26 protein-coding genes, 1 tRNA gene and 1 pseudogene are annotated in these 25156 nt (G+C 63.6%); 22 read left to right on the top strand and 6 right to left on the bottom strand.

Annotated features, from left to right (window positions below):
• Positions 1 to 22 precede the first annotated feature (22 nt).
• Complete coding sequence (locus tag HMPREF3145_RS01075; RefSeq protein ID WP_070421423.1) at positions 23 to 598, top strand: MogA/MoaB family molybdenum cofactor biosynthesis protein; 576 nt, start codon at positions 23 to 25, stop codon at positions 596 to 598.
• A 22-nt stretch (positions 599 to 620) separates the two neighbouring features.
• Entirely contained in the window at positions 621 to 815 is a 195-nt protein-coding gene (locus HMPREF3145_RS01070; protein ID WP_070421422.1) for a hypothetical protein, read from the top strand.
• On the opposite strand, the gene mscL is transcribed toward HMPREF3145_RS01070, so the two are convergent.
• The 3 genes from mscL to HMPREF3145_RS01055 are packed head-to-tail and all read right to left on the bottom strand — an operon-like array spanning position 812 to position 2491.
• Positions 812 to 1234, bottom strand: a complete 423-nt coding sequence (gene mscL / locus HMPREF3145_RS01065) for a large conductance mechanosensitive channel protein MscL (RefSeq protein ID WP_070421421.1) — start codon at positions 1232 to 1234, stop codon at positions 812 to 814. The genes HMPREF3145_RS01070 and mscL overlap by 4 nt on opposite strands.
• Position 1235: 1 nt before the next feature.
• A complete protein-coding gene (locus HMPREF3145_RS01060; RefSeq protein WP_070421420.1) occupies positions 1236 to 1862 on the bottom strand; it encodes an SAF domain-containing protein in 627 nt (208 codons plus the stop codon).
• Positions 1863 to 1897: 35 nt separating this feature from the next.
• Positions 1898 to 2491 carry a 5-formyltetrahydrofolate cyclo-ligase gene (locus HMPREF3145_RS01055; RefSeq protein ID WP_070421419.1) on the bottom strand — a complete coding sequence of 198 codons (594 nt, stop codon included), beginning with the start codon at positions 2489 to 2491 and terminating at the stop codon, positions 1898 to 1900.
• A gap of 57 nt (positions 2492 to 2548) precedes the next feature.
• Here HMPREF3145_RS01055 and HMPREF3145_RS01050 point away from each other — a divergent pair, with 57 nt between their 5' ends.
• The 6 genes from HMPREF3145_RS01050 (at position 2549) to HMPREF3145_RS01025 (ending at position 7696) form a co-directional block, all read left to right on the top strand.
• Positions 2549 to 3523, top strand: coding sequence for a UTP--glucose-1-phosphate uridylyltransferase (locus HMPREF3145_RS01050; protein WP_070421418.1), 975 nt, complete (start codon positions 2549 to 2551; stop codon positions 3521 to 3523).
• Positions 3524 to 3547: 24 nt separating this feature from the next.
• Positions 3548 to 4858 carry a molybdotransferase-like divisome protein Glp gene (glp, locus tag HMPREF3145_RS01045; protein WP_070421417.1) on the top strand — a complete coding sequence of 437 codons (1311 nt, stop codon included), beginning with the start codon at positions 3548 to 3550 and terminating at the stop codon, positions 4856 to 4858.
• A gap of 10 nt (positions 4859 to 4868) precedes the next feature.
• A complete protein-coding gene (locus tag HMPREF3145_RS01040) occupies positions 4869 to 5507 on the top strand; it encodes a GNAT family N-acetyltransferase (protein WP_070421481.1) in 639 nt (212 codons plus the stop codon).
• Positions 5508 to 5645: 138 nt separating this feature from the next.
• Positions 5646 to 6893 carry a divisome protein SepX/GlpR gene (glpR, locus tag HMPREF3145_RS01035; RefSeq protein ID WP_141740771.1) on the top strand — a complete coding sequence of 416 codons (1248 nt, stop codon included), beginning with the start codon at positions 5646 to 5648 and terminating at the stop codon, positions 6891 to 6893.
• A 75-nt stretch (positions 6894 to 6968) separates the two neighbouring features.
• A tRNA-Ala gene (locus tag HMPREF3145_RS01030) sits at positions 6969 to 7041 on the top strand.
• Positions 7042 to 7084: 43 nt separating this feature from the next.
• Entirely contained in the window at positions 7085 to 7696 is a 612-nt protein-coding gene (locus HMPREF3145_RS01025) for a cation efflux transmembrane domain-containing protein (protein WP_070421415.1), read from the top strand.
• On the opposite strand, the gene HMPREF3145_RS01020 is transcribed toward HMPREF3145_RS01025, so the two are convergent.
• On the bottom strand, positions 7693 to 8322 hold the full coding sequence (locus HMPREF3145_RS01020; protein ID WP_246815441.1) for a DNA-3-methyladenine glycosylase I: 630 nt from the start codon (positions 8320 to 8322) through the stop codon (positions 7693 to 7695). The two genes, HMPREF3145_RS01025 and HMPREF3145_RS01020, sit on opposite strands and share 4 nt — an antisense overlap.
• 52 nt (positions 8323 to 8374) lie before the next feature.
• On the opposite strand from HMPREF3145_RS01020, the gene HMPREF3145_RS01015 reads away from it, so the two are divergent.
• Together HMPREF3145_RS01015 and HMPREF3145_RS01010 are read left to right on the top strand one after the other, a co-directional pair.
• Positions 8375 to 8782: a DoxX family protein gene (locus HMPREF3145_RS01015; protein ID WP_070421414.1), complete on the top strand. Its 408-nt coding sequence runs from the start codon at positions 8375 to 8377 to the stop codon at positions 8780 to 8782.
• Positions 8775 to 9410: a zf-HC2 domain-containing protein gene (locus HMPREF3145_RS01010; protein WP_070421413.1), complete on the top strand. Its 636-nt coding sequence runs from the start codon at positions 8775 to 8777 to the stop codon at positions 9408 to 9410. The genes HMPREF3145_RS01015 and HMPREF3145_RS01010 overlap by 8 nt, the downstream gene beginning before the upstream one ends.
• On the opposite strand, the gene HMPREF3145_RS01005 is transcribed toward HMPREF3145_RS01010, so the two are convergent.
• Positions 9411 to 11042 carry a dolichyl-phosphate-mannose--protein mannosyltransferase gene (locus HMPREF3145_RS01005; protein WP_371325686.1) on the bottom strand — a complete coding sequence of 544 codons (1632 nt, stop codon included), beginning with the start codon at positions 11040 to 11042 and terminating at the stop codon, positions 9411 to 9413.
• Between the two features lie 40 nt (positions 11043 to 11082).
• Between HMPREF3145_RS01005 and rsmI the strand changes: the two genes are divergently transcribed.
• From rsmI to metG, 3 genes are all read left to right on the top strand, one after another.
• On the top strand, positions 11083 to 11943 hold the full coding sequence (gene rsmI / locus HMPREF3145_RS01000) for a 16S rRNA (cytidine(1402)-2'-O)-methyltransferase (RefSeq protein ID WP_070421412.1): 861 nt from the start codon (positions 11083 to 11085) through the stop codon (positions 11941 to 11943).
• Between the two features lie 97 nt (positions 11944 to 12040).
• Positions 12041 to 13849 (top strand): BCCT family transporter, encoded by a 1809-nt coding sequence (locus HMPREF3145_RS00995; protein WP_083279308.1) that lies wholly within the window; start codon positions 12041 to 12043, stop codon positions 13847 to 13849.
• Between the two features lie 81 nt (positions 13850 to 13930).
• Complete coding sequence (gene metG, locus HMPREF3145_RS00990; RefSeq protein WP_246817453.1) at positions 13931 to 15778, top strand: methionine--tRNA ligase; 1848 nt, start codon at positions 13931 to 13933, stop codon at positions 15776 to 15778.
• Between the two features lie 2 nt (positions 15779 to 15780).
• Here metG and HMPREF3145_RS00985 read toward each other — a convergent pair whose 3' ends face one another.
• Positions 15781 to 16173: a DUF3806 domain-containing protein gene (locus tag HMPREF3145_RS00985; RefSeq protein WP_070421410.1), complete on the bottom strand. Its 393-nt coding sequence runs from the start codon at positions 16171 to 16173 to the stop codon at positions 15781 to 15783.
• Positions 16174 to 16185: 12 nt separating this feature from the next.
• On the opposite strand from HMPREF3145_RS00985, the gene HMPREF3145_RS00980 reads away from it, so the two are divergent.
• The 9 genes and pseudogenes from HMPREF3145_RS00980 to HMPREF3145_RS00940 all read left to right on the top strand — a co-directional run.
• Entirely contained in the window at positions 16186 to 17022 is an 837-nt protein-coding gene (locus tag HMPREF3145_RS00980; protein WP_070421409.1) for a TatD family hydrolase, read from the top strand.
• Between the two features lie 96 nt (positions 17023 to 17118).
• Positions 17119 to 18258, top strand: a complete 1140-nt coding sequence (locus tag HMPREF3145_RS00975) for a resuscitation-promoting factor (protein WP_070421408.1) — start codon at positions 17119 to 17121, stop codon at positions 18256 to 18258.
• Positions 18259 to 19101: a 16S rRNA (adenine(1518)-N(6)/adenine(1519)-N(6))-dimethyltransferase RsmA gene (gene rsmA / locus HMPREF3145_RS00970; protein ID WP_070421407.1), complete on the top strand. Its 843-nt coding sequence runs from the start codon at positions 18259 to 18261 to the stop codon at positions 19099 to 19101.
• Positions 19094 to 20038, top strand: a complete 945-nt coding sequence (locus HMPREF3145_RS00965) for a 4-(cytidine 5'-diphospho)-2-C-methyl-D-erythritol kinase (protein WP_070421406.1) — start codon at positions 19094 to 19096, stop codon at positions 20036 to 20038. The genes rsmA and HMPREF3145_RS00965 overlap by 8 nt, the downstream gene beginning before the upstream one ends.
• Positions 20039 to 20065: 27 nt before the next feature.
• A complete protein-coding gene (locus HMPREF3145_RS00960; protein WP_070421405.1) occupies positions 20066 to 21862 on the top strand; it encodes an ABC-F family ATP-binding cassette domain-containing protein in 1797 nt (598 codons plus the stop codon).
• Positions 21863 to 21872: 10 nt separating this feature from the next.
• Positions 21873 to 22196, top strand: coding sequence for a putative quinol monooxygenase (locus tag HMPREF3145_RS00955; RefSeq protein ID WP_070421477.1), 324 nt, complete (start codon positions 21873 to 21875; stop codon positions 22194 to 22196).
• Between the two features lie 190 nt (positions 22197 to 22386).
• Positions 22387 to 23556: an NRAMP family divalent metal transporter gene (locus tag HMPREF3145_RS00950; RefSeq protein WP_083279318.1), complete on the top strand. Its 1170-nt coding sequence runs from the start codon at positions 22387 to 22389 to the stop codon at positions 23554 to 23556.
• 10 nt (positions 23557 to 23566) lie between these two features.
• The gene (locus tag HMPREF3145_RS00945; protein WP_070421403.1) at positions 23567 to 24349 is read left to right on the top strand and encodes a putative hydro-lyase; all 783 of its coding nucleotides are present in this window, start codon (positions 23567 to 23569) and stop codon (positions 24347 to 24349) included.
• A 78-nt stretch (positions 24350 to 24427) separates the two neighbouring features.
• Positions 24428 to 25156: pseudogene (locus HMPREF3145_RS00940) on the top strand (HNH endonuclease); the annotation flags it as partial.

Raw genomic sequence — 25156 nt, 5'->3', positions numbered from 1 at the left:
ACGGACGGGAACCCGTTTTACGATGACTGAACTGTATGACTCGGTTGATCTTGCTGATCTGGACATGAACGAGCCGGACGATGCAACCCTTCGTGCCTCTGAGCTGGAGCAGGCTGCGCCGGAATCGCCGCGTGCCATTGTTGTGCTGGTGGGGGATCGTCGATACGACGCCCCCGGCGACAACACCGACAAGATGGTGGTGGAGCTCCTTAGCGAGTTCAATTACCGGGTTGACGGTGTGGTGCGGGTGAAGTCGAAGAAGTCCGACATCCGCAAGGCGATTGAGACCGGTGTCGTCGGTGGTGTGGACTTGGTGCTCACGCTCGGCGGTACGGGTGTTGGCCCGCGCGATAAGACGCCGGAGGCGACGCGCGGCATCATCGATAAGGTGGTGCCGGGGGTGAGCCAGGCGATTCGGGCGTCGGGGCAGGCGTGTGGCGCGGTTGATGCGTGCACCTCCCGCGGCATTTGCGGTGTATCCGGCTCTACGGTGGTGGTGAACCTGGCGTCGAGCCGTCAGGCGATTCGCGATGGCGTATCGACGATTGCCCCGCTGGTCACCCACCTCATCGGCGAACTCAACCAGTACTCGGTGTAGATAGCGCGCGGTGACAGTGCAGATGGAACGCAAGAGAAGAAGAGTCGTGCGTCGTGCGGATGTGGATTACGACCGCACGGCGGATAAGGCGCCGTCGCAACAACGCAAAAGCCCGGCGTTCGACGGCGAGCGCGAAGTGCTACTCGATGACGAAGAGCCGGGCTTGACTGGCCGCGCCTTCTACGAAGAGCAGCGGCCGCCGCATCACGGGGATTAGTTCAGCGGCTTCTGGGTGGAGTTCGGGTTCTGGTTGGACAGCAGGTCGCGGATTTCCGCGAGCAGCTCGGTCTCGGTCGGAGCCGGCTCCTCTGGGTCGACGCCCTTGTGACGCTTCTGTGCCTCGTCGAGCTTGTTCATCGGCATGACCAGCAGGAAGTAGATCACTGCAGCGATGAGCAGGAAGTTGATGATTGCGGTGATCAGTGCACCGAAGTCAACGAAGGTAGCCTCGTTGCCCTCACGGACGAAGAAGCCGAGGCCGGAGTAGTCCACGCCGCCGAGGGCTGCGAGGAACGGGTTGATGATGGAATCGGAAAATGCGGTGACGACAGCGGTGAAAGCTGCACCAATCACAACGCCAACGGCAAGGTCAATGACGTTGCCGCGCATGATGAAATCTTTAAAACCTTGAAGCATGTTAGGGAATACTAGGCGGTTGTATATGACGACTCAAAAGTAAGGTCAATGGGCCATCCAGCGAGGCTGCAGCAACGGCTTCTGCTTGAGACTGCCGAAATAGCACAAGAACTGTACCTTTCTCACCTGATGTGACCACGCGCCCGCCAGTTGCGACAGTGCGCGGCCCTTGTGCGATCACGTCCACCCGTGCACCGTGATGCAGCAGCGGAATGATGTCTGATTCCGCGACCGGAACCGGCACCAGAGAGAACTCTTCGCCGGGTGGTTCCTCCGCAATCAAGGTTGCGGTGAGATCCGGTCCGACAAGGCGTGTGGAGGTCACCACCTCACCAGCTGATGCCGCCGCGGCAAGAAGTTGGCCCTCCGCCAGCGCGAGATCAGACAGTGCCCCCTGCGGTACTGCGTCAGCTGGAAGTCGCCGCAGGGCCACGTCCTCGCCGGTAAGCGTGGTGCCGGGCGCAACCTCACGGGCAAAGACAACCACCGCTGGATCATCGCGTGACACACCGACGATGACGTGCAACGCCGCGGCGATGACAAGAACCACCGCAACGATGCGGCGAATGATGACAGACCGGCGGTATCCGGGCGTGCGCAACTGTGCGAACTGTGCGTGAAGGTCCATAGGTATCTGACGGACCCTGCGCTACCCCGGTTCCCTCAGACCCTAAAAAATCCGCTTGGGGTGATGATGTAGTCCACGGGTTGGTCGTGGTCGTCGCAAGGCACGGCGTCCACGATGTCCGCGTCGTAGACCACCGCGGCCACCGGCACGTTGAGTCCTGCAAGCGCACGGTCGTAATAGCCTTTGCCTTTACCTAGGCGCATCCCGCCTCGGTCCACCGCGAGTGCCGGCGCGACGATCAACCCGCACGAGCGCAACACCTGGGAGGTGAATCGTGCGCCGGTGGGCTCGACGACTCCGAGTGCACCGGTTGCACCGGCGTCGTCGGCTGCGGCTGGGGACCACGCCAGCTCGCCGCTGCTGAGCGAGATTGGCAAGAACACCGTGCGGGCGGGCCCGGTAAGACGTGTCGCGAAATCGGCTGGGCCCGGCTCAGTAGCCAACGGGTTGTAGGCCGCGATGTTGGTCCCCACCGCATTCGTCTCACGCAAACACGCCAGTGTGTGCGACACAATCGCGTCGTCAAGTGACTGCTTACGTGCAGTGTCTGCGGCTAATTCGCGCCGGGTGGAGAGGTGGGCTCGTCGTAAAGCATCTTTTGCATTGACGGCTGGTGTGGATTGAGACACGGAACTCCTTGGGTCGCTCACCGGGTTTACAGGGGCGTCAGGTTAAGCTCATGACTTATGCGGAATTCTACTGACCACACTGCTGCGGCCCCGGCTGCCACGGACGGCAACGCGTTTTCGCTGAAGACGGTTGTTGTTCCTGCTGCTGGTATGGGGACGCGTTTTTTGCCGGCGACGAAGACTGTGCCGAAGGAGTTGCTGCCGGTGGTGGACACTCCGGGCATTGAGTTGATCGCCCAGGAGGCTGCGGCCTGTGGTGCGCAGCGTTTGGCGGTGGTGGTGGCGCCGAATAAGGAAGAGATCATGCGCCACTTCGGTGACTTTGCCGAGTTGCAGGATCTCATGGTCGCGCGCGGCAAGGAAGAGCAGGCTGAAAAGGTTGCTCGTGCTGGCGAGCTGATTCAGGCTGTTGCGGTTGAGCAGGATCAGCCCCTCGGCCTGGGTCATGCTGTGGGGTGTGCGGAGCAGGCGCTTGACGACGACGAAGATGCCGTGGCCGTCATGTTGCCGGATGATCTTGTGCTGCCGATGGGGGTGATGGACAAGATGGTCGAAGTGCGCAATCGCCTCGGTGGGTCTGTGCTGTGCGCGTTTAACGTCTCGCGTGAAGAGGTGTTTAACTACGGCGTGTTTGATGTTGAGGATGCGGGGGAGTCCTTTGATGGCATCGAGGTGTTGAAGGTGCGTGGCATGGTGGAAAAGCCTGCTGTGGAGGATGCGCCGTCGACGCTTGTGGCTACTGGCCGGTATTTGTTGGATCGTGGCATTTTTGATGCGCTGCGTCGTATTACCCCGGGTAAGGGCGGCGAGCTGCAGTTAACTGATGCCATTGAGTTGATGATCTCTGAAGGCCACCCGGTGCATGTGGTGGTTCATGAGGGCAAGCGCCATGACCTGGGCAACCCGGGTGGTTATATTCCGGCGAATGTGGACTTTGGTCTGCACGACGAAAAGTACGGGCCGGCGTTGTACACGGCGTTGAAGAAGATCATCACCGAATACGAAGCAGAACACCCCGAACTGACAAACTAAGGCGAAAGTAAGGCGGGTACATCCATGCGCAGCGTTGAGGAGCAGCTTGCAGCGGTGATTGATGCTGCCGTTGCGCCGGAGCCCATCCGCGTCGCACTCACTGATGCCCTCGGGCTGCGGTGCGCGGAGGAAATCGCCGCCACCCGCCAGGTTCCCGGTTTTGCTCAGGCTGCCATCGACGGGTTTGCGGTTCGCGCCGTCGACGTCGGCGGTACCGCAGGTCTGCGCAGGCGACCAGCAGCTGGCGCCGAGGATGAGTCCGAAGCGGACGCCGAAGAGCAGAAGGCCCCGCGCCCGGCGCCCGATCGTGCGCTGCCGGTCGTCGGTGAGGTGCCCGCCGGATCTCAGAAGCCGCTGCGCCTCCAACCGCGCCAGGCGGTGCGTGTGGCCACGGGCGCACCACTGCCCACCCTGGCTGATGCTGTGTTGCCGCTGGAGTGGACCGACCGCGGCCGCAAGCGCGTGACTCCGCTGCGCCCCGTGCGCACCGGTGACTTTGTGCGCAAGGCCGGCGACGATATCCAGCCCGGCGACGTTGCCGTGCGCCAGGGCACCATCTTCGGTCCCGCGCAGGTGGGGCTGGCTGCTGCGGCCGGTCGCGACAAGGTGCTCGTTTACCCGCGCCCGCGAGTGACGGTGATGAGCTACGGTCTGGAACTCGTCGATTTGGAGCGCGACCCCGGTTTGGGTCAAGTCTTCGACATCGCTTCCTACGCTGTGGCTGCCGCTGCTGAAGAGGCTGGCGCTGAGGTGCAACGCGCGGGCATCATCAACGCGGAGCCGCGCCGCATGCGCGAGACCATCGCCGGTTACGTGGATAAGAGCGAGTGCATCATCATCACCGGCGCCGTCGGTGGCTCCGGTGCTGCGGCGATCCAGGAGATCCTGCGCGAGATGGGGCAGATCGACACCACCCGCGTTGCCATGCACCCTGGCTCCGTTCAGGGCTTCGGCGTGCTGGGGGAGGAGAGGATCCCAGTGTTCCTCTTGCCCTCGAATCCGGTGAGCGCTCTGGTGATTACGGAGACCATCGTCCGGCCACTCATCCGCCGTGCCCTCGGGGCGCCGACGATCACGCGTCAGACGGTGCGTGCGCGTTCGTTGCGTCCGATGGAGTCCATCGACGGTCGTCGGGGCTACATTCGCGCCCGCCTCATGCGAGACAGCGAGACCGGCGAGTACCTCGTGGAGCCGCTGAGCGTGCTCGACGCCGGCCCGACCCACTTGCTGGCTGGGTTTGCGGAGGCCAACGCCATGATCCACTTGCCAGAGGGTGCCACCCACGTGCGCCCGGGCGACGAGGTGGACGTCGAGTTCATCCGGCAGCGCAGCTAGCGTGTTTGCCATGTTTCGCCCGCCCACACCGGGCTGGCCAGAACTGACCCCTGCCGTCGGGCTGCCGGACGGTGCGCGTGTGCAGTTGCGTCCGCTGCGCGGTAGTGATGGGGCGGATTGGTGTGAGACGCGCGTCGTCGATAGGCAATGGCTCGCGCCTGTCGAGCCCACAGTGGACGGCACCTGGGAGGACGCCCACTCGCATGCAGCGTGGCGCAACTCGTGGCTCAACCTCAAACGCATGGCGCAGCAGGGCACGGTGGTGCCGATGGTCATCGAGGTCGACGGCGCGTTTGCCGGCCAAGTGACGTTGGGCAACATCCAGCACGGGATCGTCTCCGAATGTTGGATCGGCTACTGGGTGCATTCGCCGTATATGGGTCGCGGGGTCGCGTCGGCGGCGTGTGCACTCGGCGTGGATCACGCCTTCGGGCGCGTGGGTCTGCACCGTGTGACGGCGACGTATCTGCCGGGCAATCCTGCCTCTGGCAAGGTGCTGCGCACCAACGGCTTTGTGGAGGAAGGCTATTTGCGACGCAACCTGCACATCGACGGGCAGTGGCGTGACCATCACTTCGTCGCCATCAATATCGACGACTATCCCACGACCGCGGTGCAACGGCTCCGCCGCGCGGGTCGGCTTGTCTAGGTTGTCTGGTTTTTGAATTCCTTTCTGTGACCACGGCGCGCCAACCCGCCGAGTGTCGGTTGTGCCGATACCGTGGCGTGAAGTGTCTATTGGGTGCATGTAGTTGCGGAAAGGTCTGTGATGGGCAGCTCGAGCTTATTGATCGTTTTGATCCTCATCGTGTGGGTGATCGTGCTCGCGCCGTTGGCGGTGGGGAATAACAAGCCGATTCGCCGCTCCGGTGAGGGCTACGAAGAGACGCGCGTGCTGCACAAAGGTGGCGACGCCCCCATGGCAACCCGCCGTCGCCCGAAGCTGACCCAGGCTGACATCCACCGCCACGACGACGCAGATGACGATTACGAGGTTGTCGAGGCTGTCGCCGAGGAGGAGCAGGTGCTTATCGACGACGCCCCGAACCTGCGCCTCTTCAAATCCGCACAGGCCGAAGACGCTGCCCAGGACGACAACACCGTCGATGGCGAAGTTATCGAGCACGTCGCCGACGAGGCTGACGCTGAATCCCAGGACGAGGCTGCACCCGCCGAGTCTGAGGAATCTGTCGAGACCGCTGAATCTGCTGAGACCGCCAGTGTTGTCGCCGCAGAGGCTGGCGGCTCGACCGCAATCTCTGTGCTCGTCCAGAACGAAGAAGGCGCTGAACACACCGCTGAAGAAGCTGTCGAGGAAGACCTCTACGAGCTCGACGAGACGTACACCTCGCCGGCGGACCTGGGCTACGCCACCGCAGACACCGTCACAGATGCAGACACAGGCGCTGAGGCTGAGGTCGCTGACGCTGAAGGTGCGGAGGACGCAGAGGACAACCCGGACGCTGTCGAGGCCGTCGACGCTGAGGATGCTGTGGACGCAGACACAGACGCTGAAGACGCGGCCGAAAACGATGTCGTCGACGAGGCAGACATCGCATTTGCGGCGTCGCGTCGTGGCCGCGGTGGCTACGACCCACAGCGCGAGCAGGCAGCCAAGGCCACGCGCCAGCAGCGCCGCCAGCGCACGCTGCTCGGTCTGCTTGCAGCGTGTGTGATCACGTTTGTGGCCGCGTTCGTCGCCGGTGGCTGGGTGTGGGCGCTCAACATCGTCGCGCTTGGCCTGACCGCGTGGTACATGATCGCACTGCGCCACACCGTGCTGCAGGAGCGCGCACTGCACCAGCGTCGTCTCCGCCAGCTGCGTCGCGCGCGCCTGGGTGTCGCTCTGGGTGATGAGGCCAACTCGCGCGAGCGCGTTGCTCGTCGCTACTCGGGCTCGGTGATCCTGGATCTTGATGACGACAGCCCCGACTTCGACGCACTGCCCGTTTCTCGCTTCACTCCGCCAGAAGACGACCACGACCGGGCCGACTACCGCGATATCCGCGACCGCTTCGCTGCACGCGCCAGCTAGGGCTTATAACCAGGCGATTTAACCACATCGGGTTGCAGGAGTAACGTGGCAATCGCCTTCAAGAGGCGCCCTTGAGGGGCTATAGCTCAGTTGGTAGAGCGTCGCGTTCGCAATGCGAAGGTCAGGGGTTCGATTCCCCTTAGCTCCACTTTCCGCCCCGCACGATAGAACGATCGTGCGGGGCTTTCGCTATGGAAAGGATTGGTCACAGTGTCCGCGCAGTGCTCATCGTTGCGCTGCTGAACCTCGCGTACTTCTTCGTTGAGTTCGTCGCTGCGATATCGATTGGTTCCGCATCATTGTTTGCGGACTCGGCCGACTTCCTCGAAGACACCGCTATCAACCTGCTCGTGTTTGTTGCGGTTGCATGGCCTGCTTCGAGGCGACGCGCTGCCGGCAGTGTCCTTGCCACCCTGATTCTGATCCCGGCGGTGGCAGCCGTGGTGACTGTGGTGGTCAAGATTTTGAACCCAGAGCCACCCTCACCGGAAGGGCTGACCGGTGTTGCGCTCGGCGCGCTGGCGGTCAACCTGATCTGTGCCGTGATCCTGCTGCGGCTGCGCGACGAAGGCTCGTCGCTTGCCACCGGCGCGTGGCTCGCGGCACGCAACGACGCGTTGGCCAACGTGCTCATCATCGTCGCGGGATTGCTGACCTTCGTGTGGCACACCGCGTGGTTCGACATCATCGTCGGCGCGATCATCGCCGCGGTGAACTTTTCGGCGGCGAAGGAAGTGTGGGAGGCCTCCCGCGAGGAGTACGACTCGGTCGAGGACGCCTTCGCCGAAATGGACGACGACTAGTCCCACACTCCGGATCTGCCACGCTTCCACGTGCCGATGAGGTTCGTGTCCAAGATGCCGGTGGACTCCATCAGCGCGTACATGGTCACCGGTCCGACGAAGGTGAACCCCCGCTTCTTCAGATCCTTGGCTAACTGTGCAGACTCGTCGGATTGTGTCGGGACTTCCGCCATCGTGCGCGGGGCAGGGGTTGTTTCCGGCTTGTAGGACCAGATGAACTCGCCCAGGTGCGTGCCCTCCTCGCGCAGGGCAAGTGTTGCCTTGGCGTTGGTCACGGCGGCTTGGAGTTTGCGGCGGTTGCGGATCAAGGTGTCGTCGTCAAGCAAATGCTCAATGCTCATGCCCGCGACCACCTCCGGGTCGAAGTTTGCAAAGGCGTCGCGGAACGCATCGCGCTTTTGCAGGATCAACCGCCACGACAAGCCCACCTGGAAGCCCTCGAGGCAGACGCGTTCAAACATGCCCCGCTCGTCGCGTACGGGGTCGCCCCACTCTGCGTCGTAGTAGTCGCGCAGCAGGGGATCGGTTGCGGCCCATGGCGGGCGCGCACGGCCGTCTTCGCCGACGACGGGCCATCCTGCGGCGTCTGGAAGTTGGTCAGTTTCGTTCATCTTGTTTTCACTCATAACTATTGGACTCGTTTCTACCCCATTCGGTTCCACGGGTACGCTCATTGGCATGAATAGGCCTGCCGTACGTGACTTTGCGCTGCTCCTTTTGCGTCTTGTCCTCGGCACCGTATTTGTCGCCCGCGGGTTTCAACACTGGTTTGACACCGGCATGGCGCAAACCGGGCGCGATTTCGCGGCACTCGGGGTGCCGCAGCCACAACTGTCCGCATACCTGACTGGTACCGCTGAACTTATCGGTGGGGCGTTTTTGGCAGTGGGGCTGCTCACTACGATCGTCGCGTCGGTGCTGACGCTGCTCGTGCTCGCCGCGGGGTATTTCGTGCACCTGGATAACGGGTTCTTCGTGGAAAACGCCGGGATCGAGTACCCGCTGGTGCTAGCTGCGGCGTTGTTTATCATCATCGTGTTCGGCACCGGTCGTGCGAGTTTGGATGGGGTGTTAACGCGTGCTTAGCCACGAGGAAGTTCAGACAGCGCTGTCTGCGCGTATCGACGGCGAACCGGCCGGTCTCGACGACGCCGTCGTCGACGCACACCTGGCGAGCTGTGATGAGTGCCAGGCCTTCCTCGACCAGGCCCTGGTGCTCTCCCATGAGTTCGTGCCGCAGGAGCGTCCCGCGATGGCCCCGCCGCAGGATCTGTCAGAGGTGATCCTGGCAAGCGTGGACGACGAATGGCGCAAGCTCTCGCAACGGCGCGCTTTCGGCCTTGCCATCGGGCGCACCCTGCTTTTCGCTATGGCGGTGGCGTGGGTGCTGTGGGCCATCAGCCTTATCGTTGCCGGTGGGGAAGAACCGGTGGTGGCGTCTAGCGCGTCTGTACGCCTCGGTGTGGCGCTCGCGCTGGCGTTTACGGCGTGGAAGCCGCGTCAGATCCCGGGCGTGCTGTTGATCGTGGGGTCGATGTTCACCTTCACGGTCGGCTTCGCGGTGCGCGACGCGGTCCTTGGCGCGGGTGAGTTTGAACCTGCCGCGGTATTCATCCCGTTTGTCAGCGTGATCGCGCTGGTGTGGACGTGGTTCGCGGATCGCGGCGGGGAAGTGCGCCGGGCGTGGCGCATTCTCGGCGCCAACCCGTTGTAGTTACTTCCAGCTCGGCAGCCACATGAGGGATTCGTAGTAGGAATCCGGGATGCGCATGCCGTAGAAGATCGGGGACCAGTAGAAGAAGCTTGCCGCGACCAAGGCGATGTAGACCACGGCAGCGAGTTGGCCCCAGCGCATCTCAAAGCCTGCGACCTTGTTGACCCACCCCCACGTCACGGGTCTGCCCTTCTTCGCAAGGTTGCCCACCGCCAGCGCAAGCAGCACCGCCGTAAACGGCACCAGTGCGGTGGCGTAGAAGAAGTACATCTGGCGGTCGAATGCAGCCAGCCACGGGAGGAAACCGGCGGCGAAGGCGATCACCGGAACGATGACGCGGAAGTCCTTGCGGGTCAGCCAGACCCAGCACGCCCAGAGCAGGACTGGCACGGTGAGCCACCAGATGGCAGGGGTGCCGAACATGTAGATCATCTCGCGGCAGGTGCCATCGCCCGGGGCGACCTTGCACTCCAAGTCAGTGGCGGAGTAGTAGAGGATCGGGCGCGCAGAGACGAGCCATGCCCACGGCTTGGAGTCCCACGGGTGAGAGTGCCCACTCGAGGAGGTCAGGGATGCGTGGAAGTTCAGGACGGAGAAGTGGTAGTACAGCCAGCCAGCGACGGAATCGGGCAGGTTTGTCAGCCAGGGCCAGTCGGAGCCGGCGATGGTGCCGTCGGCAAGCGAGTGGCGGTACACAGAGGTCTCGGATGCGAACCAGGCGCGCCAGGACCAGATGTAGAGCAGTGCCGGGATGAGCACGATCGAGGCGAGTGCGGCTGGGACGTCGCGAAGCAAGGTGCCAGCGACCGGCTTTTCCACGCCGTAGCGGCGGCGCAGGTAGAGGTCCCAGAACGACGACAGCAGGCCGAAGAACATGATGTAGTACAGGCCTGACCACTTCACCGACAGCGCAAGACCAAGGGCGACACCGGTGGCGAAGCGCCACCAGCGAAAGCCCATCCGCGGGCCGAACGGGCCAGTGCCATCCAACTTGCCTGCCAGCCAGGCGTCGTGCCAGCGGTGGTGCACCTCGCGCATATCGCCGGCGAGCGTCCAGGCAGCAATGACGATGAACAACACCTGGAAGATATCCAGCATGCCGAATTTGGCGGCGACGAGCAGGACGCCGTCGAAAAGCGCGATGATGCCCGCGATCACACCGATGGAGGTGGACTGGCTTATGCGCCGTGCGAGGAGGAATACGAACACGACCACTGCGGTGCCGAACAGGGCAGTCATGATGCGCCAACCCAAAGGCGTGTAGCCGAAGATGGTTTCGCCGAGCGCCAGCAGCTGCTTGCCCAGCGGCGGGTGCACGACAAGACCGTAGCCCGGGTTCGACTCAATGCCGCCGAGTACCGGGTTGAAGGAGCTGCGCACCATGTCCCAACCCTGCGGTACGTAGTGCTTCTCGTCGAAGACCGGGGTGCCGGAACTGGTCGGCTGGGTCAGCCCCAGGAACCTGGTAAACAGCGCGAGGACACCGATCACGCTGGCGGCGATGGTGTCGCGGCGTGTCCACGGCACCGATACGGGTGCCGTGGGGGCCGGTCGGCTCGGGCGGACTTTGCGCGCCGCGCCTGGTTCGTCTGACGCCGGGGTGGCGTTGGAAGTGCTCGCGATAGTGGTCACGGACGAAGATACTAGCGCCTGACGCGTATGCTTCAGGCTTATGTCCGCCGAGCATGATCGTGAAACCCAGTTCCCAGCTACCGGAGTGGTGCTCGCCGCCACACCGCTGGGCAACATCGGGGACGCCTCTCCACGGCTCGTGCAGGCCCTTGGTCGGGCCGATATCGTCGCTGCGGAGGACACGCGTCGCACCCGCGCGCTGGCTGCGGCACTCGGTGTGGAGATCACCGGGCGTGTGGTGTCCAACTTCGACCACAACGAGGACGCGCGTTCGCGTGAGCTTCTCGACGCCGCCCGCACCGGTACCGTCCTCGTCGTCACGGATGCCGGCATGCCGATTGTTTCCGACCCAGGGCATTCGATCGTCGCCGCCGCCCACGACGCCGGCATCCCCGTGACCTGTATCCCGGGCCCGTCTGCGGTAACCACGGCACTCGCGCTGTCCGGGCTCAACGTCGGCCACTTCATCTTCGACGGCTTCGTGCCCCGCAAGGCCGGTGCGCGCCGGGCCTGGCTGGAAACTCTTATCGACGAGCGCCGCGCCGTCTGCTGTTTCGAATCCCCGCACCGCATCGCGCAGTTGCTTGACGACGCCGCCGACGTCCTCGGCGGTACACGCCGCGCCGCGGTGTGCCGGGAGCTGACCAAAACCTACGAAGAGGTCAAGCGCGGCACCCTAGCGGAACTTGCCGAGTGGGCCGCGGACGGCGTGCGCGGGGAGATCACGCTTGTGATCGAAGGCGGGGAGCCGAAGCAGCCGGAAGCGGAAGATTTGGTGGGGAAGGTGCTTGAGCTCGTCGAAAAGGGCGAGCGTATGAAGGACGCTGCGAAACAGGTCGCCAAAGCGCACGGCGTGAAAGTAGGGGACCTGTATGATGCTGCGCTCGCTGCGCGCGGTTGAGTAAGTTCTCGCGACAACTCGGTTAGCACAAAGGTGTTATTTACGTTAGCCTGCTTGGGCACTTTTAAACACCTGAAAACTTCAAAGGAGTAACCGTATGTCTCAGCGAGACTCACAAAGGGATCCACACGATCCCGATGCGGAGACGCAGAGCACTGATCAATACGCACCCCAAGAAACTTCTGCAGCCAGCGAACTTGCTGCGCTGCTCGACGCCGACCGCGACGGCGTTGCGACGGACTACGTCGACCCGGAAGAGCGCATGGAGCGTGCCGCGGATGCAGAAGATGCCCCAGTGAACTGGGGCATTGTCATTCCGTTGGCCATTATTGTCGCGGCAATTGTCGGCTGGGGCCTGGCTGCCCCCGACAGCTTTTCCAACTTCGCCGATGCCGCCTTCACCTGGGTGATTGACAACCTGGGCTGGGCATTCGTCCTCGGCGGCACCATTTTTGTCATTTTTGTCATCGTGATTGCGGCGTCGAACTTCGGCACCATTCGCCTCGGCACCGCAGACGAGCGACCAGAATTTAAGACCACTTCATGGATCGCCATGATGTTCGCCGCCGGCATGGGCATCGGCCTGATGTTCTACGGCGCCGCAGAACCACTGGCGATGTACCTCGACGGCGTACCCGGCCACAACGAACGTGAAGTAGGCGCTGCCATGGCACAGACCATGTTCCACTGGACGCTGCACCCGTGGGCTGTGTACGCCATTCTCGGCCTGGCCATTGCGTATTCGACGTTCCGCCTTGGCCGCAAGCAGCTGCTGTCGAGCGCTTTCATCCCGCTGATCGGACAGAAGGGTGCTGACGGCTGGCTCGGTCGTCTCATTGATGCGTTCGCTGTGTTCGCCACCATCTTCGGCACCGCCTGCTCCCTGGGCCTTGGCGCGCTGCAGATCAGCTCCGGCCTGGAGGCGTCCGGCTTCGTGGACAACCCATCCACCAAGCTGACTATCGGTATTGTCTCCGTGTTGACCCTGGCGTTCCTGCTGTCCGCAATGTCAGGCGTGTCCAAGGGCATCCAGTGGCTGTCCAACGCCAACATGGTCATCGCCGCGATCCTGGCGATCTTCGTCTTTGTCTTCGGCCCGACCGTTGCGCAGCTGAACATGCTGCCGACCGCATTTGGTAACTACCTGCAGAACTTCTTCGAAATGGCAGCCCGCACCGCAGAGAGCTCCGACGGCCAGGCTGGTGACTTCCTCTCCGGCTGGACCATCTTCTACTGGGCGTGGTGGATCTCCTGGTCGCCGTTCGTCGGTACGTTCCTGGCTCGCATCTCCCGCGGCCGCACCGTGCGCGAGTTCTGCCTCGGCGTCCTGCTCGTCCCGGCTGGCCTGTCCACCGTATGGTTCGCCATCTTCGGCGGCACCGCCATCAAGATGGAGCAGGATGGCCAGTCCATCGTCGGCGGCGGCTCCAACGAGGAACAGCTGTTCAACCTGCTGCACGCCCTGCCGGGCGGCTACGTTGTCGGCGTGTTCGCCCTGTTGCTGCTGGGTACCTTCTTTATTACCTCCGCAGACTCGGCCTCGACCGTGATGGCGTCCATGACCCAGTCCGGCAAGACCGAAGCCAAGCCGTGGCTGGCCGCTATGTGGGGCGTGGCTACCGCATTCGTCGGTCTGACCCTGCTGATCTCCGGTGGTGCTGACGCGCTGAACTCTCTGCAGTCCGTCACCATCGTGGCCGCAACACCGTTCCTGTTCATCCTTATCGCGCTCATGTTCGCGATTGTGAAGGACATGTCCAACGACACCATTTACCTGGATAAGAAGGAACACGAGCGCTTCGCCCGCCAGCTGGCTATCGAGCGCCGCATGCACCGCGACCAAGCGCAACTCGACGCACGTCGCGAGCAAATGAAGAAGATGCTGAAGCCGCGCGCGAAGAACTAACGCGTAGCGTTTCGCACCTTCGTTGCTGGCCCCGCGGAGCAGTTTCATTGCTTAGCGGGGCCATAACTTATGCTGGGAGCCATGACTGCTGCTGATTCCACCCAGAACGTTCTTGTGTGTGTGGCCTGGCCGTACGCAAACGGCCCGCGCCACATCGGACACGTCGCCGGCTTCGGCGTCCCCTCCGATGTCTTCGCCCGCTACCAGCGAATGTCCGGCAAGAACGTGCTTATGGTCTCCGGCACCGACGAACACGGCACCCCGCTGTTGGTCCAGGCGGATAAGGAAGGCGTCAGCGTCAAGGAATTAGCGGACCGCTACAACAAGCAGATCGTCGAAGACCTCGCAGGCCTTGGCCTATCCTACGACCTGTTTACCCGCACCACCACCCGCAACCACTACGCGGTGGTCCAAGAACTGTTCCGCGGGTTGGACGCTAACGGCTACATGGTGAAGGAAACCACCAAGGGGGCGATCTCCCCGTCGACGGGCCGCACACTGCCGGACCGCTACATCGAGGGCACCTGCCCAATCTGTGGCGCAACCGATGCCCGCGGTGACCAATGCGACACCTGCGGCAACCAGCTGGACCCGGCAGACCTGATCAACCCGGTATCCAAGATCAATGGCGAGACCCCGGAGTTCGTCGAGACTGAGCACTACATGCTCGACCTGCCGTCGCTCCACGACGCACTCGAGGCGTGGCTGTCCACCCGCGAGGACTGGCGCCCGAACGTGCTGAAATTCTCCCTGAACCTGCTCGAGGACATGCGTCCGCGCGCCATGACCCGCGACATCGACTGGGGCATCCCGATCCCAGTAGAGGGCTGGCAGGACAACCCGTCGAAGAAGCTCTACGTCTGGTTCGACGCCGTCGTCGGTTACTTGTCTGCCTCCATCGAGTGGGCTCACAACATTGGCAAGCCGGAGGCCTGGAAGGACTTCTGGCAGGACCCAGCCACCGAGGGCTACTACTTCATGGGCAAGGACAACATCACCTTCCACTCCCAGATCTGGCCGGCGGAGCTGCTTGGCTACGCGGGCAAGGGCTCCAAGGGCGGCGAGGTACACAGTCTTGGCGAGCTCAACCTGCCCACCGAGGTTGTCTCTTCTGAGTTCCTCACCATGTCGGGCTCGAAGTTCTCCTCGTCGAAGGGCGTGGTCATTTACGTCAAGGACTTCCTCAAGGAGTTCGGCCCGGACCCGCTGCGCTACTTCATCGCAGTCGCAGGCCCGGAGAACAACGACACCGACTTCACCTGGGACGAGTTCGTCCGTCGCGTGAACAACGAGCTGGCCAACGGCTGGGGCAACCTGGTCAACCGCACCGTGTCCATGGCGCACAAGAACTTCGGCCAGGTGCCCGCGCCGGGCCCGCTGGAGGCGTCCGACGAGCGCATCCTGAACCTTGCGGAAGAAACCTTTGCTACCGCCGGTGCGGACCTGAGCGAGGCTCGGTTCAAGAACGCGATCACCAAGATCATGCACGTCGTTGGTGAAGCGAACGCCTACATCGCCGAGCAGGAGCCGTGGAAGCTGGCTAAGGACGAGTCCCAGCGTGAGCGTCTGGCCACCGTGCTGTGGACCGCGCTGCAGGTGGTGTCGGACTGCAACGCCATGCTCACCCCGTTCCTGCCGCACACCGCCCAGAAGGTCCACGAGACTCTCGGTCGCAGTGGTGTGTGGGCTGCTGAGCCGCGCATCGAGGAGATTGTCGACGACGCCGACTTCGACCTCGTCGGCGTCGGCCTTCCGGAGAAGGGCCAGAAGTACCTGACCATCACCGGTGACTACACCCAGCAGCAAGCCGTGTGGCAGCGCGTGGAGGTCACCCCGGGCACCGAATTGGCTAAGCCGCAGCCGCTGATCGCCAAGCTCGATCCTGAACTCGGCGAGACCGGCCCAGAGTGGGCGCCGGTGCAGAAGTAGTCCTAGAGAAACTGGTTGAGGAACCCGGTGAGTTTGCCGGGTTCTTCGTCTTCAAAGCGCTGGTCTACAACGACGAGCGGGGCGGTGTATTTCTCGTCCGCGCCGCCGGGATTTTTGACGACGACAAGATCGGTGCCGTAGTCGTCGATAAGCAATTGCCACGAAAAGCCCTCCCGCACGAGCGCCTCGCCGAGTGCGGTGCCGTAGATGCGGGCGGTGTCGCCGCGAGGAAATGCACGCTGCACATCGCGGGGAAGCGCCAGGTAATCGGCAAGTTCCTCCTCGAACGAGGCGACGATATCCGCCGGGGAACCGTTGATGCCACGCCCGGCGGCTTCCGCCAGGTCGGCCTCAATTTGGGTGCGGGTGGCTGAGTCAATGTCTTCAAATGCCATAGGGTGCATCGTATGAGCAAAAAGAAGCCACGTCCCACTCCCGTGCCCGCCGAACCGATCGAAGGTCTTGTCGATGCACACACGCACCTCGCGTCCTGCGGGGCGCGCACCGCGGAAGAGATCGACGCGTTTGTCCAGCGTGCCGTAGCTGCCGGGGTCAAGCGCATCTGCACCGTCGGCGACGGCCTCGACGAAGCCGAACTGGCGCTTCAGGCCGCACATCTCAACGAGCGCGTGTTTGCTGCGTGCGCGATCCACCCGACCAGGGCGCATGAACTTGACGACGACGCCCGCGCCCGCCTACAGACCATGGCCGCCGACGCGCGCTGCGTGGCAGTGGGGGAGACCGGCATCGACACGTACTGGCTCAAACACGACGCGGAGCGCACCGCGCCCCTGGAGGTGCAGGAGGAAGCGTTTCGCTGGCACATCGACCTGGCCTGCGAGTCGGGCAAGGCGCTGATGATCCACAACCGCGAAGGCGACGAGGAGATGATGCGGATCCTCGACGACGCCCCGCGCCCCGAACACGTCATTTTGCACTGCTTCTCCTCGCAACTGGACGTTGCACGCGAGGCGATCGAGCGTGGCTACGTGCTGAGCTTCGCCGGCAACGTCACGTTCAAGCGCAACGAGGAACTGCGCGAAGCCGCCCGCTTGGCACCTGCCGGCCAGTTGTTGGTGGAGACCGACGCGCCGTACATGACGCCGGAGCCGTTCCGCGGTGCGCGCAACGAGCCATCGCTTATCGGCCACACCGCGAAGGTATTGGCTGAAGTTCGCGACATGGATGTGGCCGATGTGGCACGTGATATCAGTGAGACGTTTTCGCGAGTCTACGGGGTGTGACCTGGAACATTAGTGCGCGTCGGTCCTTGTGTCCCGGCGGGCGTTACCGTATTGTTACCGAAGTTGCTTTACGTTAACCCCTCGGAGGAAGCGCGAATGTCTCGTCAGATCAAGCGGATCAACCCGAAGAACTCCGCCGCGAAACGCGTCGCGGTTGGCACTGTCGCCGGCGCCGTGCTCGTCGGTGGCGCGGGCACCGCGCTGGCGTCCCAGAAGCAGATCACCGTGGATGTCAACGGTGAGGAGACCAACGTCCGCACCTACGCCGCCGACGTCGCAGGCGTGCTGCAGTCCGCAGGCGTTGACGTTGACCCGCAGGACCTCGTCTACCCGGCGCCGGGGGAGAAGATCTCGCGTGGCGATACCGTCACCGTGCGCACCGCCAAGCCGGTCGCCGTCGTCGTCGACGGTGTTGCCCAGCAGATCACCTCGACCGCCAGCACCGTCGGCGAACTGCTTGAGGAAGCCGGCGTTACCTCCGCCGCGGGCGTGGACATCGACCGCGACGAGACGGTCACCGAAGGCCTCAACGTGGACGTGACCACACCGAAGATCGTGGCACTTCGCGACGGCGGCAACCTCACCTACGTTTCCGCCGCAGCCAAAACCGTCGGCGACCTGCTCTCCGCGCGTGGCGTCACCTTCGATAGCGACGACCGTTTGAACCATGCGCTCGCCGACGCGATCGTGCCGGGCATGGAAATCGTCCTCGACCGCGTCAACACCATCGACCGCCCAGAGACCGTCGCGGTGGAAGAACCCGCCGAATACATTGACGACGACACCCTCGACGAAGGCACCGAAGAAGTCCGCGAAGAAGGCGTGCAGGGCGAAAAGCAGATCATCCACCGCACCGTGACCGTCAACGGTGTTGTCGAATCCGAAGGCGTTGCCGAGGAGAAGGAAACCAAGAAGGGCAAGCCCGCCGTCATCGCGCGTGGCACCAAACAGACGGGCAACACTGGCGCGGCAGCCCCTGCCGTGGCTAACGGTTCCGTCTGGGACGCGATCGCAGCCTGCGAATCCGGCGGCAACTGGTCCATCAACACCGGCAACGGCTACCACGGTGGCCTGCAGTTCAACCCAGGCACCTGGGCCGCCTACGGCGGCACCGCCTTCGCGCCGACCGCCGACCTGGCCACCCGCGAACAGCAGATCGCCATCGCCGAGCGCACCCAGGCCGCCCAAGGTTGGGGCGCGTGGCCTGCCTGCACCGCCCGTCTGGGCCTGCGCTAAATGGCCGGCGCGCAACTGCTCGGCCCGGCCGAGATCCGCGAACTCGCGGCAGAACTCGACGTCACCCCCACGAAGAAACTGGGGCAGAACTTCCTGCACGACCCAAACACCGTGCGCATGATCGTCGGCGCCGCAGAACTCTCACCCGACGACGTCGTCGTCGAGGTCGGCCCTGGCCTGGGCTCGCTCACCCTCGGGCTTGTGGATACGGTCTCGCAGGTCGTCGCGCTTGAGATCGACCCACGTCTGGCGGGACGTCTACCGGCAACCGTTCAGGCGCGTGCGCCCGAGTACGCAGAGCGCCTCACCGTCATCAATACCGACGCGTTGAAGGTGCGCCGCGAAGACCTCAACGTCGCACCAACCGCGCTGGTGGCCAACCTGCCGTACAACGTCTCCGTGCCAGTGCTGTTGCACCTGCTGGAGGAGTTCCCCACGATCAGGCGCGTGCTGGTCATGGTGCAAAAGGAAGTCGCCGACCGCCTCGCCGCGGTGCCCGGCTCCAAGATCTACGGCGTGCCGAGTGTCAAAGCTGCGTTCTACGGGGACGTCTCGCGCGCCGGCACGATTGGCAAGCACGTCTTCTGGCCCGCGCCGAACATCGAATCGGGGCTCGTGCGCATCGACGTCAACGACGACAACCCGCGCGAACTCCGCGAGCGCGTCTTCCCGATCGTGGACGCCGCCTTCGCGCAACGCCGCAAGACGCTTCGCTCCACACTTGCGGGCATCTACGGCTCGCCCACAAACGCCGAAGTAGCACTGCGCGCAGCGGGAATCGACCCAGGCCTGCGTGGTGAAAAACTTACCGTGGCCGACTTTGTACAGTTAGGCCATGCGTAAGTACGTCGCCTCCGCACCAGGCAAGGTCAACCTCCACCTCGGAGTAGGGGAGGCCCGCGCCGACGGCTATCACGACCTGGTCAGCGTCTTCCACGCCGTGGACCGCCGCGAAGTGGTCACGATTATCGCCTCCGACACGCTCACCGAGGGCCCCATCGTGCGCTCCATGCAGACCACGTTTTACGTCGACGAGCCGGAAGAGAGCATCGACGGGCCAACCAACCTGGCGTGGCGCGCGGTCAACGCAGTTGCTGAGCGTGCCGGGGTCGCCCTTCCGGAGGTCCACATCGAAGTGGCCAAGCACGTCTTCGTTGCCGGCGGGATGGCGGGCGGTTCCGCAGATGCTGCCGCAGCGCTTGTCGCCGCGAACGCGCTGCTGGCCGACCATGGCGAGCCGCTCCCGCCCGAGACGTTGCACGAGTTGGCAGCGTCGCTCGGTGCCGACGTGCCGTTTTCGCTCATGGGCGGCACAGCACTCGGTACCGGCCGGGGTGATGAACTCGTCGAAATGCTGTCGCGCGGCCGTTTGAACTGGGTGTTCGTCAACCCCAAGGTGGGTATTTCCACCGGCGGAGCATTTTCGCTTCTCGACGACCTCCGCCACGGCAACCCAGCCCTCGTCCCACACCTCAACACCGCGGGCCTGTCCCAGGCGTTGACCTCGGGTAACGCCACGCGGGTGGCGGAGGCGCTGCACAACGACCTCGACGCTGCAGCGCTGACGATGCGCCCGCAACTTAAGCGGCTTATCGACGTCGCAAGCGAAGCAGGCCTGCGTGCAATGGTGTCCGGCTCGGGACCTACGGTCGCGGTGCTGTGCGAAAGCCTCGAGCACGCCCAATGGGTCGCCGAACACTTGGCGGAGCGATTCGAGGGCTACGAGATCTTCGTCGCCGAAGGACCCGACCGCGGCGCGGTGCTCGAGACCGCCGATTAGGCAGGGTGCGTAGACTATGCACCCGATATGGCTAACCTGATCAACCTTGAAAACGTCTCCAAAACGTGGGGGCTGAAAACCCTGCTCGACGGTGTCTCCCTCGGCGTGCAAACCAACGACCGGATCGGCATCGTCGGCGTCAACGGCGGCGGCAAAACCACCCTGCTTGAAGTGCTCACCGGCATCGAGAAGCCGGACGCGGGCCGCGTCTCCCACAACTCGGGCCTGCGCATGGCAGTGGTCACCCAGCGTTTCGACCTCGACGAGACCCTCACCGTCGGCCAAGCCGTCGTCGAACCGCTCGGACTGCAAACCTTCGAGTGGGCTTCTAACGCCAAGGTGCGCGAGGTCCTCCAGGGCACCGGTGTGGCCGAGCTCGGCCTGGACACCCCGGTAGGCAACCTCTCTGGTGGCGAGCGTCGCCGCGTGAACCTCGCCGCGGCACTCGTGCAGGACCTCGACCTGGTCGTGCTCGACGAGCCGACCAACCACCTCGACGTCGAAGGCGTGCAGTGGCTCGCTGACCATTTGTTGTCGCGCAAGGTGGCGGTGGTCGTCGTCACGCACGATCGCTGGTTCCTCGACACCGTGGCCACCCTGACCTGGGAAGTCCACGACGGCACCGTCGATGTCTACGAAGGTGGCTACAACGACTGGACCTTCGCGCGCGCCGAACGTGCCCGCCAGGCCGACGCCATCGAGCAGCGCCGCCAAAACCTCGCCCGCAAGGAACTCGCGTGGCTACGCCGCGGCGCACCCGCACGCACATCGAAGCCGCGCTACCGCATCGAAGCCGCAGAAGCCCTGATCAAAGACGTCCCGCCGCCGCGCGACACCGTCGAACTCATGGCGTTTTCCAAGCAACGCCAAGGCCGTGTCGTCATCGAACTCGAAGACGCACGCATCGACGCCCCCGACGGCCGCACACTCGTCGACCACCTCACCTGGCGCCTCGCACCCGGAGAGCGCATCGGACTTGTCGGCGTCAACGGCTCCGGCAAAACCACCTTGCTGCGCACGCTTGCCGGCGAATACCCACTCGCCGCGGGTAAACGCATCGAAGGCCAAACCGCACGCATCGGCTGGCTGCGCCAGGAACTCGACGACCTCGACCCTGAGCGCCGCGTCATCGACGCCGTCGAGGACGTCGCCACCTACATCTCCTTCGGCAAAGGCGAAATGTCCGCCTCCCAACTCGCCGAACGTCTCGGCTTCTCCCCGAAACGCCAACGCACCCCCGTGCGCGACCTCTCCGGCGGCGAACGCCGTCGCCTCCAACTCACACGCGTGCTCATGGCCGAGCCGAACATCTTGCTTCTCGACGAGCCCACCAACGACCTCGACATCGACACCCTCCAAGAGCTGGAAAACCTCCTCGACTCCTGGCCAGGCACACTCGTGGTGATCTCCCACGACCGCTACCTCATCGAACGCATCGCGGACACCACCTACGCCCTGTTCGGCGACGGCACCTTAACCAATCTGCCCGGCGGCATCCAGCAGTACCTGGACCGCAGGGCAGCCGAGGACACCGCGACCGGACCGTTGGATTTGGGGGAGCGGGGGCAGGAGGTCGTCGACAAGCAAAAGGGTCTCAGTTCGCAGGAAGAGCGCGAGATCCAAAAGCAGATGAAGTCTCTGGAGCGCAAGATCGCCAAGGAAAGCGAGCGGGCAGAAGCACTCGAGGCCGACATCACCGCCCTGTCCGAGGCCGGCGACTTCGACGCCATCGGGGCCAAAACCAAAGAGCTCACCGCAGCGAAAGACACCCGCGAGGAACTCGAGATGGAGTGGCTCGAGTTGGGCGAAACGCTTGAAGGCTAGGGTGGGGCGCATGATTCTGATCAACGTACGATTCAAGCCCCTGCCCGAACACGTCGACAACTTCCGCGAACTGGTCAAAGACTTCACCGACGCCTCCCGCGCCGAAGAAGGCAACATCTTCTTCGACTGGTACCGCAACGAAGACAACCCCGACGAATACCTGCTCATCGAAGCATTCCACGACGACGCCGCCGAAGCCCACGTCAACTCCGACCACTTCAAGGCCGCGCAGGAATTCTTCCCGACGATCCTGAAGGAAACCCCGACCATCATCAACACCCTCATCGAAGGCAAGACCGAATGGGACACCATGGCGGAGTTCAAGGTCAATTAGGGGTAATCCGGGTGTGACGATGTGTGACGAGGTGTCACCCAGGGCGCTTTTATGCCCTAATATCACCCACGTCACATTCCCCGTCATTGAAAGGAGTGCCCCCGTGACCGCTCCAAACCCCAACACCGGCGGCTCAACCGCAGCCGACGTACCCACCAAGCCGCCAGCAGCGGCACGAGGCATCGGCCCCATGGTCGGCGCCATCTTCCTGATGGCCACCTCCGCCATCGGGCCGGGCTTCCTCACCCAAACCTCCGTCTTCACGGTCCAGATGGGCGCGGCGTTCGCGTTCGCCATCCTGCTGTCCATCATCGTGGACATCGTCATCCAATTGAACGTCTGGCGCATCCTCGGCGTTTCCGGCCTGCGCGCCAGCGAACTTGCCAACGCGGTGCTGCCGGGCCTCGGCTGGTTCCTGGCCATCCTCGTCGGCATCGGCGGACTCGTCTTTAACATCGGCAACATTGCCGGCACCGGCCTCGGCGTCCAAGCGCTTACCGGCGACACCGTCGACCCGAAGATCGGTGGCGCCATCTCCGCCATCATCGCCATCTGCGTGTTCCTCTGGAAGCGCGCCGGCGCCGCCCTCGACGTCCTCGTCGGCATCCTCGGCGCACTGATGATCCTGCTCATGCTCTACGTCGCCATCTCCTCAAACCCGCCAGTAGCGGAGGCGATGCGCCAATCCGTCGCCCCGGACGCCGTGGACTTCAAGGTCATCACCACACTCATCGGCGGTTCCGTCGGCGGCTACATCGTGTTCGCCGGCGTGCACAGGATTATCGACGCCGGCCACACCGGCCCCGAAAACCTCGACTACATCTCCCGCTCCTCGGTCACCGGCATCATCGTCACCGGCATCATGCGCGTGCTGTTGTTCCTCGCGGTGCTGGGTGTCGTCGCTACGGGCGTTGCTCTGTCCAAAGACAACACCGCGGCAGACGTCTTCTACCAAGCCGCAGGCGACATGGGACGCCGCATGTTCGGCCTCGTCCTGTGGGCCGCGGGCCTGTCCTCGGTCATCGGCGCATCGTTTACCTCGATCTCGTTTTTGACCAAGCAGGGCTTCGACCCGAAGAAGCGCGGCTGGCTCACCGTCGGCTTCATCGTCATCTCCACCGTTATCTACCTGTTCGTTGGCTCTGCACCGCAGAAGCTCCTCATCTTCGCAGGCGCCTTCAACGGTCTGATCCTGCCGATCGGTTTCGCCGTCGTCCTCTACGTCGGTTTCTTCCGCAAGGACCTGCTGCGTGGCTACAAGCCGCCGATGTGGATGCTGGTCCTTGGCGCCATCACGCTTGTCGGTTGCGCTTGGATGGGTTGGAGCTCCATCAGCACCTTGCCCACACTGTGGGCGTAGTCTGAAGGGCATGCAGCCTGCCTCTATGACCCCAGCGCAAGCCCGCGCGTTGTTCCGCACCACCGATGTGCCGACGACGGCGGGCTTTTCCGCTGGTTACGCCCAAGCCAACCTGATCGCGCTGGATAAGAAGTACGCATTCGATTTCTTGCTGTTCGCGCAGCGCAACCCGAAGCCGTGTCCGATCCTGGGGGTGTTGGAGCCGGGGCAGGTGGAGTCGTCGCTACTCGCGGGTGGCGATATTCGCACCGACATTCCCGCCTACCGAGTGTTCAAGGACGGCTCGCTTATCGACGAGCCCCTCAACGCCACCGAATACTGGACCGACAACACCGTCGCATTCCTTATCGGCTGTTCCTTCACCTTCGAGGCGGCCCTGCTGGACAACGGGGTGCCCGTGGCGCACATCGAGCAGGGGCGCAACGTGCCGATGTATATGACCAACATCGACTGCGAGCCAGCCGGCGTGTTCTCCGGCAAGATGGTCGTCTCCATGCGGCCGATTCCGGCGTCGCAGGTTTCCGATGCGGTACGGATCACGTCGCGCTACCCAGCCGTGCACGGTGCCCCCGTGCACGTGGGGGATCCGGCCGCGATCGGTATCGACGACCTTGATACGCCCGACTTCGGCTCCGCCGTGGACATCCCCGCGGGCACCGTGCCGGTGTTCTGGGCGTGTGGGGTCACGCCGCAGTCGATTGTGATGTCGTCGAAGCCCGATCTGGCAATCTGTCACGCGCCGGGCAAGATGCTCGTCACCGACGCCCGCGACCTCGCCTACCAGGTGCCTTAGGGGTTATCCACAGGGGCGTTTTTGTAAATTTCACAGGCTCGCAGAGGTGGGTTGCGAGTTTGGTCTAGCGTCTTGGGCATGAATTCGTTCGAGGTGTTAGTGCAGGCGATGTCGGCCGCAGCGTTGGAGACGCTGGCTGACTTCGACCTTGAGGTTGCACTCGCCTCGGGCTTTGCACCCGATCGTGCGCGAGCCTGGGCGCGGCTGCGCGACGTGTACTTCGGGCGCACCAAGTTCACCCGCAAGCAAAAGACAGCCAGTTCTTTAGCGCGGGGTTTCTCCCTCGACGAGCTGGTGTTGATCGAGCGTCGCATCGCACCGGTCAAGGATGCGTCCCAGCGGTGGGCGCTGCGCCTTGCCCTGCTTGAGGTCGAAGGTGGCTACCGGGCGATTGAGGCTGCAGCCCGCACGTTGGTGCCGGCGGATAAGACACCGGCGGTGGATGCGGCGAAGTTCGGCCCGTCGCGAAACGGCAAGCGCACACTGCATTTGACCTATGACGAGCGTGAGATCTCCGACATGGAGCATGCCGGGCGTTTAGGGATTGATCAGGAGCGTCCGGCTGCACCCCAGATTGCCGAGAATTTGATTGGGATCTTCTTCGGCGAGGGCAAGGTCGCAACCGCAGCGCCACGTCCCACTGTGTTGGTGCCGCTGCCGGATTACCTGTGCATCCTGGATGGCAATGGTGATGATGTGCTCTTGGCCATGACCGATGGCACCACCATGACCGGTGCGGAGTTTCTCGCCGCCCAGTTCGGTGATGCGTTGGAAGTAGCGGCGTTTCATCCGCAGGCCGGTGCGGTG

The organism is Corynebacterium sp. HMSC05C01, assembly GCF_001807155.1.
Lineage (GTDB): Bacteria > Actinomycetota > Actinomycetes > Mycobacteriales > Mycobacteriaceae > Corynebacterium > Corynebacterium coyleae.
This window is presented reverse-complemented; position numbering and strand designations above follow the sequence as displayed.